Annotated in this window: 14 protein-coding genes; 12 read left to right on the forward strand and 2 right to left on the reverse strand. The window is 61.4% G+C overall.

The window, feature by feature from the left end; translation table 11 throughout:
- Positions 1-55: 55 nt before the first annotated feature.
- The 5 genes from GBZ48_RS18270 (at position 56) to GBZ48_RS36755 (ending at position 4946) form a co-directional block, all read left to right on the forward strand.
- Positions 56-496: a response regulator gene (locus GBZ48_RS18270; RefSeq protein WP_174472299.1), complete on the forward strand. Its 441-nt coding sequence runs from the start codon at positions 56-58 to the stop codon at positions 494-496.
- Positions 497-669: 173 nt separating this feature from the next.
- Positions 670-1068, forward strand: a complete 399-nt coding sequence (locus GBZ48_RS18275; protein WP_109049153.1) for a YidH family protein — start codon at positions 670-672, stop codon at positions 1066-1068.
- 337 nt (positions 1069-1405) lie between these two features.
- Entirely contained in the window at positions 1406-1747 is a 342-nt protein-coding gene (locus GBZ48_RS18280) for an ArsR/SmtB family transcription factor (RefSeq protein ID WP_174472300.1), read from the forward strand.
- Entirely contained in the window at positions 1744-2661 is a 918-nt protein-coding gene (locus tag GBZ48_RS18285; protein WP_174472301.1) for an SRPBCC family protein, read from the forward strand. The genes GBZ48_RS18280 and GBZ48_RS18285 overlap by 4 nt, the downstream gene beginning before the upstream one ends.
- A gap of 410 nt (positions 2662-3071) precedes the next feature.
- Complete coding sequence (locus GBZ48_RS36755; RefSeq protein ID WP_174472302.1) at positions 3072-4946, forward strand: replication initiation protein; 1875 nt, start codon at positions 3072-3074, stop codon at positions 4944-4946.
- A gap of 196 nt (positions 4947-5142) precedes the next feature.
- Here the strand turns inward: GBZ48_RS36755 and GBZ48_RS18295 are convergent, their stop codons facing one another.
- On the reverse strand, positions 5143-5541 hold the full coding sequence (locus tag GBZ48_RS18295; RefSeq protein ID WP_343049587.1) for a calcium-binding protein: 399 nt from the start codon (positions 5539-5541) through the stop codon (positions 5143-5145).
- 132 nt (positions 5542-5673) lie between these two features.
- A complete protein-coding gene (locus GBZ48_RS18305) occupies positions 5674-6630 on the reverse strand; it encodes a toll/interleukin-1 receptor domain-containing protein (RefSeq protein WP_174472304.1) in 957 nt (318 codons plus the stop codon).
- 193 nt (positions 6631-6823) lie between these two features.
- On the opposite strand from GBZ48_RS18305, the gene GBZ48_RS18310 reads away from it, so the two are divergent.
- The 7 genes from GBZ48_RS18310 (at position 6824) to GBZ48_RS18340 (ending at position 14918) form a co-directional block, all read left to right on the forward strand.
- A complete protein-coding gene (locus GBZ48_RS18310) occupies positions 6824-7174 on the forward strand; it encodes a hypothetical protein (RefSeq protein WP_174472305.1) in 351 nt (116 codons plus the stop codon).
- Position 7175: 1 nt separating this feature from the next.
- A complete protein-coding gene (locus tag GBZ48_RS18315; RefSeq protein WP_174472306.1) occupies positions 7176-8789 on the forward strand; it encodes a hypothetical protein in 1614 nt (537 codons plus the stop codon).
- A gap of 296 nt (positions 8790-9085) precedes the next feature.
- On the forward strand, positions 9086-11269 hold the full coding sequence (recD2, locus tag GBZ48_RS18320) for an SF1B family DNA helicase RecD2 (RefSeq protein ID WP_174472307.1): 2184 nt from the start codon (positions 9086-9088) through the stop codon (positions 11267-11269).
- Positions 11270-12170: 901 nt separating this feature from the next.
- Positions 12171-12914 (forward strand): hypothetical protein, encoded by a 744-nt coding sequence (locus GBZ48_RS18325; protein WP_146255436.1) that lies wholly within the window; start codon positions 12171-12173, stop codon positions 12912-12914.
- A gap of 14 nt (positions 12915-12928) precedes the next feature.
- On the forward strand, positions 12929-13507 hold the full coding sequence (locus GBZ48_RS18330) for a 2OG-Fe(II) oxygenase (RefSeq protein ID WP_109049144.1): 579 nt from the start codon (positions 12929-12931) through the stop codon (positions 13505-13507).
- 128 nt (positions 13508-13635) lie between these two features.
- Positions 13636-14154 (forward strand): hypothetical protein, encoded by a 519-nt coding sequence (locus GBZ48_RS18335; RefSeq protein ID WP_174472309.1) that lies wholly within the window; start codon positions 13636-13638, stop codon positions 14152-14154.
- Positions 14139-14918, forward strand: coding sequence for a hypothetical protein (locus tag GBZ48_RS18340; protein ID WP_174472310.1), 780 nt, complete (start codon positions 14139-14141; stop codon positions 14916-14918). The genes GBZ48_RS18335 and GBZ48_RS18340 overlap by 16 nt, the downstream gene beginning before the upstream one ends.
- The last annotated feature ends 169 nt before the right edge of the window (positions 14919-15087 follow it).

A 15087-nucleotide genomic window follows, 5' to 3' on the forward strand; every position in this document is an offset into this window, starting at 1 on the left:
CAATTCTGTCATCGAGCCGCCATGTATGACGGGATCGCATAGACGGGAGGGAGGAATGGCCGATTGTCTGGACATCCTGGTTGCCGAGGACGATCCCCGCATCGCCGCGATGTTGGCCGATATTCTGGATGAACTGGGTCATCGCGTCGTCGGTGTCGTGGACACCGCCGAGGCTGCGATCGACCTCACCGCCGGTAAAGCTGTTGATGTGGCGGTGATCGACGTCTGGCTGGCCCATGGCTCCAACGGCCTGACCGCTGTGCGGCATTTGACCGGCCGAAACGGCATTCCCGTGATTGTGTGCAGCGGGCATGCGGCCGCCCAGGACGCCCTGGGCGCCGGTGCCATCGCCTTTCTGGAGAAGCCGTTCCGGATCGCCGACCTGGAGCGCGCGTTGGAACTGGCGATGGGGTCCGGTGCGCTGGCGGATGCCACGGCGACCGCTGCGAGGGCAAGGATGCTGGCAGGCCACGCGCTGTCGCCTGCCGGTCGGTAGTCAAGTCTCAGGTGTATCGCTGATTGGACGCCGGTCGAACCAGGGCCGGATCTCGTCTGCTTGGGATCGAGCACGTCTACAGGGGGCCGGTGCGGATCAAATCCCGCCGTTGGTTGAACCGGGCACACGGCCCAAGCGTTCTATAGGTCCCGGTCCGGCTCAGGAGAGCATGAGTGCAGACAGACCTGAACTCGCCCGCGCCTTCGGTGGACAGTGCCGATCGCCGAACCCAGTTGGCTGCCGACCGAACCGTCTTCGCGGCGGAGCGGACCTACGCTGCGTGGGTCCGCACGGGTCTGGCAGGCTTGGCCAGCGGCGTCGGAGCCAAGAAGCTGCTGGAAGGAGTCGTTCCTGAATGGATGATCTGGGGAACCGGCTCCATCCTCGTCGCCTTCAGCGCGTTCTGTTTCGGTGCGGCCGTATGGCGCCAACTGTTCGCAGGGCCACCGCCACCGCACCCTGACACGCCCCGCATTCCGCCAGCGCTGCTCATCGGAGTGAATGGGTTTCTGATGCTTGTTGCCTTCAGCGCGCTCGTCGGGATCTGGTTCGGAAGGACCGGTGGGAATTGAGCAGCATGCAGTTCCCGGCCAATATCCGGCTTCAGGAAGGCAGGGCCGGACCGGCGCATTGACATGAGCTTCAATGCATCGGGGCAGCCGGGCAACGTCGACCGGGTTCTCGCCCGCGCGTGCTGGAAGCCATCCGCCCATTCTACGGTTGGCCTCCATCGCCTCAAGCGGCTTCCTAATCTTGTGTCCGCGTCAAGGTGTGCTGACAGGACGATGGTCCCTGCTTCGCGCTGGAGCGGAAGCCGGTGCTCCAGGAGGCGCGGTTCAGTTGGGTAAAACTTAGCCATCTGACGAAGTTTTCGCTTGCACCTGCGACGCTCCAACGATACTTAGCAATATGACTAAGTATGAACCTGATCTCTCGCTGCTCTTCCACGCGCTCTCGGATCCGACGCGCCGGTCGATCCTGACCCGGCTCGCCGGAGAACCCGCGCGCGTAACGGATTTGGCCGGTCCCACCGGGCTGAGTCTGCCCACGGTGATGCGGCACCTTTCGGTGCTGGAGGAGGCCGGGTTGATTTCCACCTCCAAGGATGGGCGGACGCGGACCTGCGCCATCGTGCCGGAGGCCCTGGATCCGGTGCGGACATGGCTGGACGAACACCGGGCCATATGGGAGGCCCGCCTCGACCGGCTGGATGCATTTGTGATGAACGCCATGAAGGAGCGCAAAGAATGATGTCGAACGGGGATACGACCAGTACGGCGCCGGAAAACAGGAAGGATCGCTTTGCGATGCTGACCTTCGAGCGGGATGTGGCCGCGCCCCTATCGGTGCTGTGGCATGCGTGGACGGCCCCGGCCGCTCGGATGGTATGGGCCGCCCCCACGCCTTCGGTCACCGTGGAGTTTCTTGAGGCCGACAGCAGGGTGGGAGGACGTGAAGTCTCGCTCTGCAAGGTGGCGGGGCAGCCGGACATCCGATGCGAGGTTGGCTGGCTGGAATTGCAGCCTGCGCTGCGCAGCGTGAACTACGAGGTGATTTCGTCCGAGGGCGTGACGCAGTCGGCTGCGTTGGTGACGGCGGACTTCTCCGGCACGGACAAGCGCAGCCGGTTGGCCGTGACGGTGCAGCTTTCCTCGCTGGCCGAGAACATGGAGGCCGGGTACCGGCAAGGCTTTGGCGCGGGGCTGGACAATCTCGCGGGCGTGGCCGAGCGGACCATGGTGCTCGAGCGCGTGATACAGGCACCTCGGACCCTGGTCTGGGGGGCGTGGATGAACCCCGAGACTCTGCCGCAGTGGTGGGGGCCGGACGGCTTCTCCTGCCGGACGACGCGGATTGATCTGCGGACGGGCGGAGAGTGGGTCTTCGACATGATTGCGCCGGATGGAACGGTCTTCCCGAACCACCATCGTTACGGTGAGGTCCGGCCTGAGGAGAGAATCGGCTACACACTTCTTTGGGGCGAGAATGGGCCGAAGCATGCCGACGCCTGGGCCTTGTTCGAGGATCTGGATGGGGCAACGAAGGTAACACTGGGGATGGTGTTCACCACGGTTGCCGAGTTCCAGGACGCGAAGGGTTTCGGTGCCGAGGAACTGGGACAGCAAACTCTTGGCAAGCTGGAACGCTTCGTCGCATCTCGCTGAAGCGCTGCGACTTCCAACCGCCTCGACCCGGTCTTGTAGAGACGGGCGGACCTGGAAAGGCGGCGCGCTCCGGACAATCGGCGGCCAAGGGGCGCGGTCGCCATCAACCTGAAAAACAACCGGCGGCGCGAACCGGTGATGCGCTTGACGGGAATCAGGAGCCCGTGCGCATCATGGAGGGACGGAGTTGGCTTGGGCGATGATGCCCAGGCGGTCTCTTCCATAGGTAGGCCCAGATGTCTCGCCGAGGCGAAAGACAAACGGGCTACCGCCTGGGTAGGCGGTAGCCGATGGCCCGGCGGCCGGATCCCCGATCCAGCCGCGGGCCACTCGAAGCCAACCCTGTCAACAAATTTGCCTCGTCTCCGCAAACATCTTCACGCCGGGCGGCTTCATTTAAGCGGCGCGCGGTGGCAGATGTTCTGCTGCTCTCCTCTCCGGCATCGGCGCCATGGGCCGAACGCTTCCTGGAGCGCTACGACGTCCACCGTGAGCTCAATGCCGCCGGACGTTTGGCCCGTCGGGGCCGGGCGGGCCGGGGCGACAGCTGGCTTGAGCAGGCGGACCCGGCGGCGATCGCGGACCGGCGGCAGTTCGTCGAGCGCGCACGCGACACCGCAGTTCGCGTCGATGCCCGGTTCCGGATCGGCTTCCGCTGGTTCGGCGGCTATGTCAGCGGCAAGCCCGGGCGTGGTGGCCGAGGCTACTGGCGGTCGGCATTCATCCATCAGGGGCTGATCAGCACCGAGCACCCAATCCTGCGGTTGTTCGTGACCAAATTGCACAAGGCCCGGCGCCTGCTGACGGGCAACGACAAGGGTGCGGTGACGGCGGGCGGGACCAAGGTGTTGGCGCTGGACGATGCTTATGTGCATGCCAATTCGGACATGCGCGGCGTGCTCCGGGTGGAGCTCGATCGCGATTTCGCATCCTGGGACCAACTCCGCCAAGCCGTCCTGACCTGTGGCGTGCCGACGCCGAACATCGTGGTGGCCCACATCCATGAGGTCACCGGTGCCGTCCAGGCGCCGCACCTAATCTGGTTGCTCGAGAACAGCGTCTGCTTCACCGGCCGCGGACGGGCCGGGCCACAGGCGGCATTCCGGTCAGCCTTGCAGCGGTTGACCATGGCGCTGGCGACCGCCGGTGCCGATCAGGGTGGGCGGTCCAACGCTCTGAAAATGAAGAATCCGCTTTCGCCTCGCTGGAGCCGGGCGGTCTGGGGCGAGGAGCCGTACGGGTCCCTGGCCGCCGTCAGTGCCGGGCTGCCGGACGCCAGAGACGTGACTGTCGCCGAGGCGGCTGGGAAGGATGATGCGGCGGAGGCCGGGGGATCGAACAGCTTGTTCCGGCGGCTTCGGGCCTTTGCCTTCGGCGCGGTCGCCAGCCACCATCCGGACGGCGAGGGGGTGGGCAGCCGCGGCGAGTTCGAGCAGGAGGTGGTCGGCCACGCCTACGAGATTGTGGACGCATGCGGCGCCTCGGAGAAGCAGGCCAGGGCGACGGCGATGAAGGTGGCCACGTACGCTTGGGAGCATTTCGATGGAGGACGATGGAAGATGAAGCAGAATTGGGGCGTCTGCGCCGCGCAGACCAAGGGGCTGACGGAGGCTGAGGCGAAGGCGGTCGGTGGCCGATACGCGGCGGCGCGGCGGCGCGAGGCGTCGGTGGAGAAGCTGGTGGCAGCGTACCGTCGCCTGGTGGCGGTGGGCACGGAACCTTCGCGTGCGGCCGTCGCCCTGGAGGCGGGCTTGTGCGGGCGGACGGCCGAACGCCGGTGGGACGAGGTCGTACAGGCGGTCGCTCTGGCTGACGCGGAGCCTGCTGTCGAGGTCTCGACACTCGCTCCTTTAGATAAAAAGGTCATCCCAGCGGCAGGCCCAGAAAATGCCGCAGACAAGTCGATGAGGGCAGCCGGAGGTGACCTGGAGACGGTGGCGGCGGCCATGCAGCCGGTGATCGGGTCACGTCGGCTGATTCTCCCGACGCAGGAAGGCAGTGGACGGTTGCTCGGCGCGGCTGATGTGGGCGGTAAGCACCGGTCCGGGCCGACCCGACACCCCGGCGCATGCCTGTCGGCGGGCGGGGTCCGTCCGGAGACATGGTCCCAAAGTTCTCAGGGGAGCGAGGCCATAGGCTGTGGCCGGGCCGCGGGCTCGGAGATCGTGGCCACGCAGGGTGGCCGCGGCGATCGGTGCATCGGGTCCATGGCTCGGCGGGCGCATCCGTCAGGCAGGCCGTCGACCCTTGGGCAGGCTAATGGTGGGATGCCGTCCTCCAGGTGATGGTCCTTGGACCGAGGGGCGCTACGGGCATCCTGGTCCGACGCCACGGCAGATGGACGATGAACCTCCTGGTAGCCCGCTCCCGGCAGAGCCGCCTCAGACCTTCAACTGCTGGGGGCCGTCTTCTGAGCACCGGCAGGCGGTCTGCGTGGTCCACCGGCGATCGGGCCAGCCTGATGGAGCCGACCCGGCCGGGTCACAGGGGCTTGAGCCAGATGGTGCTGAAGTCGCTGACGCAAAGGCCCCACATGTTGATCGCGTCGGTCCCGCCGGACAGGTAGACGAGGATGCCGTTCGTACCCGCTTCGCACCATGCCCCGCGGTCGCCAGTGTCCAGCAGGTCGCCCTGGGACGGGTTGAAGTCGTAGATCCAGTCGTTCCCGGCGCCGGGGCGGAACACGAACAGGTCAGGACCAGCGCCGCCCGACAGGCTGTCGTCGCCCGTGTCCCCGTTCAGCACGTCGTCGTCGAAGTTGCCGAGGAGGTCGTCCGCTCCCTGGCCGCCGTAGAGCGCGTCGTTCCCGAGGTTCCCGTACACCGCGTCCGCCGCCAGTTTGCCGTAGGCGTAGTCGGAGTCCTGCCCGACGAACAGGATGTCGGCGCCCCGGCAGAATCAAGGATGCACACCTGTGCTCAGGCCAGTGCCGCCCCAGATGCTTTCCCGCCCCCATGACCTCTCATCAGGCTCTTGGGCACTGGCTTCTTGTCGCCGCAGCCCGTGGGCTGCCTAGCCCTGCAACGGCTGGATCAGCATCGTCCAGAAGAGTTCTGCTCCGCCTTCGGCCGTCAGTTTCCCCTCACGGTCGGCGCCAGCATAGGAGGCCATGCCCGTCGACCTCAGGTAGAGGCTCTGGCTATCAGCATCGACGGAGATGCTCTCGTTCCAGGAATTGTCGGCTCCGTTTTCTTTAGCCGAATAGAAAAGCGTGTTGCGGCTGCTACCGAAGCCCCCCAGCCAGATCCGGCATCCCGACATTCGGCTGCCGTGGCGGAAGATGGTTGCCGAGAAGTGGTCGGCGTCGATGCGCCGGAACGACGTTTGAATCCCGGGATTCCGTCGCTCGAGTTCCTCCAGCGAGCCCTCGAAGTAGTTTGCGATGAAGCCGTACGCATCCTCCAGGAAGACGTGCCGGTCATGATCCGAGAACTCCTGCCGGATCCGGAGATTGCTGGACCTGGGGCGCTCCGGCACCGGCCCTGACGGCGCCGGGGGTCTCGCGGACGGGGTTCGCCTTACCGGTGAAGGCGCCATTGCCTCCACGGCCGACCTGATGGCGCGGGCGACGTCCACCATGGCGTCGTCCTTGTCCGGCCACTTGGTGACCGGCTTTCCGTCCGTGGGCGTCGCCATCAGGCTGCTCAGCGGAGGGTGCATCCAGTCGCAGGGCCGGAGGATGACCGGGATGACCCTGGCCTCACCGGCTGCTTGGCGCTCCATGGCGCGGGTCATTTCCCGCTCGTAGCAGTAGTTCGAGGCGAGGAAATCCGCGCTGACCAACAGGAGGACGACGTCCGCCTCCTCCAGATGCCTGCTGATCGTGCCATCCACGGCGTCACCCGCGAGGATCCTCCGGTCGTTCCAGACCTCGATGAGCCCCTGGCGCCGGAGCATCGAAAGCTGGACCTCGAGCTCCTGCCGGAGCGCCTCGTCCTTGTGCGAGTAGGAGATGAACAGCTTCGCCATGTCAGTTCCTGTTCGGTCGTGCCGCAAAGTACCAGGAATGATGCGGTCGCGCACTGGATCCGATTCCAGGTAGCCGAGCGGAGGCAGGCCAGGGTTCGCCCCGTTGCACATTGCCCGTTCACGCATGCCGGTTGACGTGACGCTGAACGCGCGTTATTTTCGTGTAACACGTAAATAGCGCGCGGGGCGTAGCATGGATTGCCAGGACGAAAAGCCTCGGGCCGGTCGCGGGCGCCCGAAGACCCATGCAAGCGACAAGGAGCGGTGGAGGCTGCACAACGCGCGCCGTAAGGCGGCGTCCGAAGCGCTCAACGACCGACTGAGAGAAGTCGAAGGCGAACTCAGCGCCGCAAAGCAGGAGGTGGCTTTCCTGACTGCGAAGTTGAGCCGCCTCACCGATGCTCTGGCCGAGGCCATCGCCATCATGCCCGCCGAACATTTCGAGAAGCTCGCCCGCTATATGTCGGAGACCCACGCGAACCCGCGGATGGGATCACCCGAGGCGGAGGCACAGGCAGCCGATCTGGAACCGAGGAGGGATTGATATGGCCCGCCGTCATAATGCGCCCCTCCTGGTCGAGCTACTCGCCAACGGCATCGATCCACTGGCACCGGGTTCCTATAACCGCAGCCTCATGTTGCTTTCTGATGCCGCTCACTCTGCATTGTTCAAGTCGCTCTCCGTGGCGCCGTCCGTCCTCACGGCTGCAAACTGCATTCTCCAGCTGGGCGAGCAGCCTCGCCAGATCGTCTTCGACGCCATCGACCTCGCGGCGCTGATCGACGGGGCTTTGTGGCTCGAATTCGACATGCCAAATGGTTGCGATGCTTCCGAGGCAGGGGAAACCGTCAGCCAGCCAGGTGGACGGCTTCTGCGTGAGGGGTGGCTGATCACGAAGGAGGTCGGAAGCGGTTCGAACGTCAGCTTTACAGCATGTCGTTTCGGCGAGCGTGAAACGGCTTTCGAAGCTGAGCGCTTCATAATCCGTATCGTCCGACAGTTGGGTGTGAGGTATGGGGTCGTTGTCGATCCGGTGCTGGACTCGACCAAGTTGTCACCCGAAGAGAAGGCAGCTGTGCCGGAACTTGGCGCCGGGATCCTGTCTCTCCTGGCCGTTCTGGGTGCGCCGAGGCTTACGGAGATCGTTGATGCGAAACTGGATAGGCGTGGTGGGCTAACGCGTCTGCGGGAATACAGGATGGCGTCACCATGGACGGATCTCGATCGGAATGGGGTTCCGATGTTGCCGCGGGCCGTGCGCTCGGGGCTCCTCTACGACGAGCTCATGGATTCATTCGATCTGAACGAGGGGCTGATCTGGTCTGGCCGCAGCTTGTTCAACAGCGCTGAAGAGCGCCTCCGCGCGTTGGAGGTCACCGCTGGGCGTCGGGATATGCTGAAGGCCGCAGAGCCCTTCGTCCTCGGAGCCTCGGTGGCAGAGAGTGCCGCCATCGTTGCGGCTGAGGAGCGCACTGGGATGGAGGAGGCGCGCCGACAGCTTGCCCTACCTTTCCCGAGAGCCTGGTTGGAGTGGCAGGGTGTCGAGTGCGGCCTCCCAGGCCAGCGCTGGGGCATGTTCATCGAAGCTCTCGATGAGAACGTCCGGGGGGATGCTCGCGGCATCATCTTCCCAGCACGCCTGCTGGAGCGCCTTGAATGGGAAGACATCACTAGGTTGAAGGGGTTCTGTTTCCTTCTGCGAATCTCCAACCCGGATGAACCGATCGTCAGCTTCCCGGAGGCTTACCTTCCGGCTGGCGTGGATCCCGCTTCCATCGACCAGCACCTCTTCGGCAGGTTCATCCTGGCGGTCCTCACCTTTCTGACCCAGCCACGGATGACGGAGACCCGCGTCAGGGAGCATCCGGAGCGCGTGCGCTCGAACCGGGTGCGCGCGGAACGCCGCCTCGCTCCCCTCGGAACCGTTCGGGAGATCCGATTGCTCATCGACGAACCTCCGTCCAGCGGATCGGGCGCGCGCACGGGAGGTGGCCCAGTCCAGAGCGGAACGATGCCTCGCCACCAGGTCAGGGCGTTCTGGCGGTACCGGATGGGCAAGCTGGAGTTTGTTCGGCCGCACTGGCGGGGGTCGGAAGCCAACGGCATCTCGCGTCGCCGTTACCTCGTCATGCAAGGCGGTGATCAAAGGGCTGCTTAGAGGCCTAGACTAGACACAGCTTGGCGTCTGCCGGATCGGGTCCGTCGCTGGCGCCAGAAGCACAAGCCGAGCCAAGCAAGCGACCCGACCCCAAACGCCAGCAAGTCCAGTGGCCGTCCTGACCAAGCTGTCGATGTCCTGCTTGCCGAGGCGGGTCGTGACCAGCGCACGGATCAGGGTGTGGGGACGGCACCGATGGGATCGGCGACGTGGACGCCCAAGCTCCCAACCTCGGCAGCGGACCGTCTTCGCAAGTGCGACTGGCCCGGCAGTCGGGAATCCAGCACAATCCCGGCATGAGCGGGCAAGCCATCGCGTCATCGACGGAGTCCCTGGCAGGGCTGGTGGAGCGCGTGACCTTTCACAGCGCCGAGACCGGCTTTTGCGTGCTCCGGGTGAAGGTCCGGGGGCATCGGGATCTTGTTGTTGTGGTCGGCCACGCGGCGATGATCTCGGCCGGGGAATGGATCCAGGCGAGCGGCAGCTGGGTCAACGATCGCACCCATGGCCTCCAGTTCAAGGCCGCCTTCCTGAAGGCGACGCAGCCGACGACGCTGGAGGGCATCGAGAAGTACCTGGGCTCCGGCATGATCAAGGGCATCGGCCCGGTCTACGCCAAGAAGCTGGTGAAGGCGTTCGGCGAGGCCGTGTTCGACGTCATCGAGGCCGAACCCGGTCGCCTGCGCGAGGTCACGGGCATCGGGCCCAGGCGGGCCGACCGCATCGTCAAAGGATGGGCCGACCAGCGGGCGATCGGGGAGATCATGCTGTTCCTGCACGCCAACGGCGTCGGGACCTCCAGGGCCGTCAGGATCTACAAGACCTACGGGCAGGAGGCCATCCAACTCATCACTGAGAACCCATACCGGCTGGCCAGGGACATCCGCGGCATAGGCTTCAAGACCGCTGATGCCATCGCCGCCAAGCTGGGCATCGAGAAGACGGCCATGGTCCGCGTCCGGGCAGGCATCGGCTATGCGCTGGCCGAAGCTATGGACGAGGGGCACTGCGGCCTGCCGGTGGAGGAGCTGGAGAAGCTGGCCAGCGAACTCCTGGAGGTCGGCACCGACTTGGTGGCCGAGGCGCTGGCGGACGAGCTTCGTGACGGCGCCGTCATAGCCGACCAGCTGGAGGGCAGGGAGTGCGTCTTCCTGGCCGGGCTGTACCGGGCCGAGCAGGCCATCGCCGCCCGTCTGCGGGGGCTTGCGGCCGGGACGCTGCCCTGGCCCGCCGTCGACATGGAGAAGGCGCTGGAGTGGGTGGAGGGAAAGACGGGATTGACGCTGGCGCCGAGCCAGCGGGAGGCTGTCCGCCTTGCCCTGGCCTCCAAGGTCATGGTCATCACCGGCGGCCCGGGTGTCGGTAAGACGACCCTGGTCAACTCCATCCTGAAGATCCTGGCCGCCAAGCACATCCGGATCCTGCTGTGCGCCCCGACCGGCCGGGCGGCCAAGCGGCTCTCCGAGAGCACCGGGCTGGAGGCCAGGACCATCCACCGGATGCTCGCCTTCGACCCGGCTGCCGGAGGCTTCAAGCACAGCGAGGAGAACCGGTTGGAATGCGATCTGCTCGTCGTCGACGAGACGTCCATGGTGGACGTGCCGCTGATGAACGCGCTGCTGAAGGCGACCCCTGACAGATCGGCCCTGATCCTGGTCGGCGATGTCGACCAGTTGCCGTCGGTGGGACCGGGGCAGGTGCTGGCCGACGTGATCGCATCCGGCGCCGTACCCTTGGTGCGCTTGACCGAAGTGTTCCGACAGGCGGCGGCCAGCCGCATCATCGTCAACGCGCACCGCATCAACCAGGGCCAGATGCCGGACCTGACGCCCGTAGAAGGCTCGGACTTCTACTTCGTCGAGGCGGCGGAGCCTGAGGACGGCGTTCGCAAGCTCATCGAAGTTGTTCGGAACCGCATTCCGAAGCGCTTCGGCCTGGACCCCGTGCGCGACGTCCAGGTGCTCTGTCCGATGAACCGCGGGGGTCTCGGTGCCCGGTCGTTGAACGTGGAACTCCAGGCGGTCCTGAACCCGCCGGGCGATGTCCGGGTTGAGCGCTTCGGCTGGACCTACTGCGTCGGCGACAAGGTGATGCAGACCGAGAACGACTACGAGAAGGAGGTCTATAATGGCGACCTGGGCGTCATCACCGCAATGGACCCGGAGAACAGCGAACTGCTGATCGACTTCGACGGCCGTGAGGTGGCCTACGACTTCGGCGAACTGGACCGGGTGTCACTGGCCTACGCGACGACGATCCACAAGAGCCAGGGGTCCGAGTACCCGGCTGTCGTCATCCCGCTGGCGATGCAACATTGGACGATGCTGAGGCGCAATCTCGTCTACACCGGCGTCACCCGCGGGAAGCGGCTGGTCGTCGTCGTGGGCCAGCGGAAGGCGCTCGGGATGGCGGTGCGGGCACGGCAGGAGGGTCGCCGGTGGTCGAAGCTGAAGGAATGGCTTCTGACAAAATCGGCCTGACAGCGGCGGGAATGTCTTCCTCTGGCCCAAGGGGCCACGTCCGCTCCGGAAGGGCTTGCTTCAGGGAGTGGGGGGCACTCGCGTGCCTCTGTCGTGATCAGGTGACCCTCGAACTCGAGAGTGACCCTGTCCAAGCTTGAGGAACCATGAAGCTGCCGCCTTTCCATATCTGTCACCTCCTGCGTGCAGGCCGTGTTCACGCAAATTCGCTCGCACCGGATCTGGTCGCCTGAGGCAAGGCTCCCGGACCGTCCGACGCCAGCATAATCTCCGAATCCAAGAGAGCGGCTCGAACCGCATCTATGCGGCCGCGGGGGTATCACGTGCGACCGCTGCATGATCGATGAGGCATCCACCGGGGCGCGCCGCCTTGGTGGTCAATTCCGCGATCATCCGCTGCCGTCTCACCATCGCCCGCGAATGGTCCGCAGAGATGACAATTCCAAGCCTATCTAAGCAGCGATACTTGACGATAAAATGTTACATAGATTATGAAATAGTCAACCAGAGGGTTGGGATCCAGTGTGTCCGCTGTGGTCTTTTTTGCTGAAGAAAGAAAAGTGCGGCACTAGTTTGAGTAAATTCATACTACGAGCGGAATCTTTTAAGTAAGGCGCGAGAAATGACATACGTTCCAGGGTTCTATTCTCCAGGATTTTACTCTCCTGGATTTTATGCGTATAGCTATGGGTACGTCCCTGGCATGTACGTGCCTGGTATTTATGTGCCTGGTTATTACTATCCATCTTACATGCCTTCGTATTCATACGTTTCCTCATATTACTATCCGTCGTACATTCCATCTTCTTACTATGTGTCTTCTTATACTCCATCGTACATCCCCTCTTATTACACTCCTTCCTATTATATTCCATCATATACGCCAAGCACGCCCAACCCCTTGGCTGGTACAGATGGTAACGATTACCTCGTTGGAACATATTCCAATGATTACATTACAGGTAAACTTGGAAACGACACCCTCGTTGGTAGCGTTGGTAACGATACCATGGACGGTGGCGCTGGTATCGACTATGCATATTTCTCTGTCGATAGGAGCAAGGTTAATATTATCAACGTATCGCGCGATAGCTCTTTGGGATTTACATTAACTGACCCCCTGTTCAATGTCACAAATCTTCAAAACATCGAGCATGTTTTGTTGAATGGCAAAAACTATGATGTAGATGATTTAATATATGGCCATGATGCAATCCACCGCTTCTTCAACAAGAAGACTGGGGTGCATTTTTATACCGCATCAATTGATGAAGCTACTACATTAAAGGAAGCAAAGGATTCGGATCTTCGATATGAGGGCGTATCTTTCCAAGCCAGCGAAAGCGAGACAGGTACGGCAAATGTTTATAGATTTCTTAATACATCCACAGGAACCCATTTTTATACGTCGTCAGATGTTGAGAAGGAAGCAGTCCAAAAGCTATCGACATTTAGTTATGAAGGGGTAGCTTACAAAGCATTTAACAATTCTTCCCCTGGAACAAGTCCGCTCTACAGGCTTTTTAATACCGCAACTGGAGCGCACTTCTATACGGCATCCGAGGCAGAGATGAGTACGGTTTCGAAGACGACTGCCACTTACCGTTACGAAGGCGTTGCTTATTGGATATACGCCACATCCTGAATGGTTGACAAAGAATGATGACAAGTAACACTCCATATCAAGTCTATTCTGGACAGATTGAGCCAGAACTTCTTGATGCGATTGAAGCTATCTGTAATCGTCAACGGCTCATGAAGGGGACTGTTGGCGCTGGGCAAGGGGATTTGAACGAGAGTTACCGAAACTCGGATATTGCCTTCCTTCCGGAAGGTCATTGGACAATGGGGTTGCTTTACCATTTCGCAGCAGTCGCCAACGCGCAAGCGTGGCGTTATGATATTGCGGCCCCCAGCCCTGTTCAGCTTACACGGTATGGCGCCGGACAGTTCTACAATTGGCATCGAGATAGTGGAGGCGAACCACCGCAAGCTCGCATGGTTCGTAAGATCAGCGTCATTCTTCAGCTGTCTGATCCTTCGACTTATGAAGGGGGAACTGTTGAGTTCAAGCTCGGTGAAGAGACCGACGAGCCGAGAATTGTACCTGCACTAGAAGCAAAAAGCCGAGGCTCCGTCATCGTTTTCCCAAGTTGGCTGCCACATCGCGTGACAGAGGTTACGAACGGTGAACGCAGATCGCTGGTGAACTGGGTTGTTGGCCCGCCTTTCCGATGACCCTTGATAATCTCTCTCTCCGTCTCCAAGAAATGGTTCCCCATTTCTCAGAGCGAGGCTATGCAGTCGTACCGGTCCCAGAAAATCTCTATTCTACTCTGCTGGAGATTTTCATAGAGGGCCGGTACATGTTCGATGCGTTTTTGCCGGAGAAACCACACGGCATTGTCGAAAGTGCTGACCGAGCGCCAACTCTTGTCCTTGGTGGAACTGGATTTGGTGACAATAGGCCATCACTTATACACGAAAGCCCTCAACTGATCCAAATTCTGGAAGATTTCTGTGGGTGCAGTCTAAAGCCAACTTATTGGTATGGCCCTCGCTTGTACCAACGCGGAGCGATCCTGCACGAGCACATTGATCGTCCTTTATCGCACATCATCAGCGCCTCAATGCATGTGGACTCTGATTTAGATGAGCCCTGGAATATCTCAGTTGAAAGCGGGGGTATTAAGAAAGAAGTTAATATCGAAAAGGGGCACATGCTATTATACGAGGGTGTGCGCTTAAATCATTTCCGTAAAGCTCCTCTGAATGGGCGATGGTATGCCGGAACATTCATGCACTATACCGTATCCGACTCAAGAGTACTTCCAACCGACTACCTTGAACTCGCCCAACAGGCTCAGCCATGCTTTCGTTTCTGAATAAAAGGCCGAATCAGGATACTGATAATTCAGGTCCAGAGATCCAATTTGTCACCACTGTGGACGGCGTTGAGGAAGTAGCCCCGCCGCGCCCAGCGCAGGAATTCATTCCATCGTGGTTCAAATCTATGGATTCTGTGGTTTCTTCGAAAAAAAGTGACTGTCCAATCGAGCGTTTAGCACATGGAATAGGAACAATCAAAAAGTGCCCAGGCATTCATGACATGATGAGTGCAGGCTACATCATTCCGGCCTGGGCCGATTATATTATTGAGTACGATAGCGATCTAGGCACATTGAATTGGTCATCTCCATCACCATGGGCGCAAATCAGCTTCCATTCGCCAGAGCAACTGGAGGGGGCAAAGCCAATGGCGGAGATGATACGCCCTTACCGTGGTGTGCTGAAGTTCGAGAGCCCGTGGCGTATCATCTTGCCAACGGGATACAGTTCATTGCTAGTTGCTCCATTCTACTCGGATCCAACCTCTCCACTTCAAATTGTTCCAGGGATTGTCGACCACGATTCGTTCCATGTTGCAAATGTACTTGCAATGTTCCGGCAGTATGGGCGCGGTAAATGGATGCTCAAACGGGGAACACCCCTCGCACAAGTTATTCCGTTTCGACGCGAGAATTACAGGAGCACTGTGAGGTTTGCCGACGCCGTCGATCAGCGTCGAATAAATAGTGAAAGAGTTAAGCTCGAAGGAAGTGATGGCAGATATAGGACTTGGTTTTGGAAGAAAAAATCGTTCCGGTAAGCAACGCCTAGAGTGTCTTGTTGTGTCGAAAGACTCATGCGGAAATACCAAGGAGAACAAGGCAATTGTCGCTGTATGCGAAACCCCGGAGTACAGCCTGAGATCGTTACATGAAGTCGGTGCGGCCGGATAGGGCCTCGCCCCGCCTCCGCCTCGCAATCGACATAAC

Source organism: Azospirillum melinis (assembly GCF_013340935.1).
Lineage (GTDB): Bacteria > Pseudomonadota > Alphaproteobacteria > Azospirillales > Azospirillaceae > Azospirillum > Azospirillum melinis.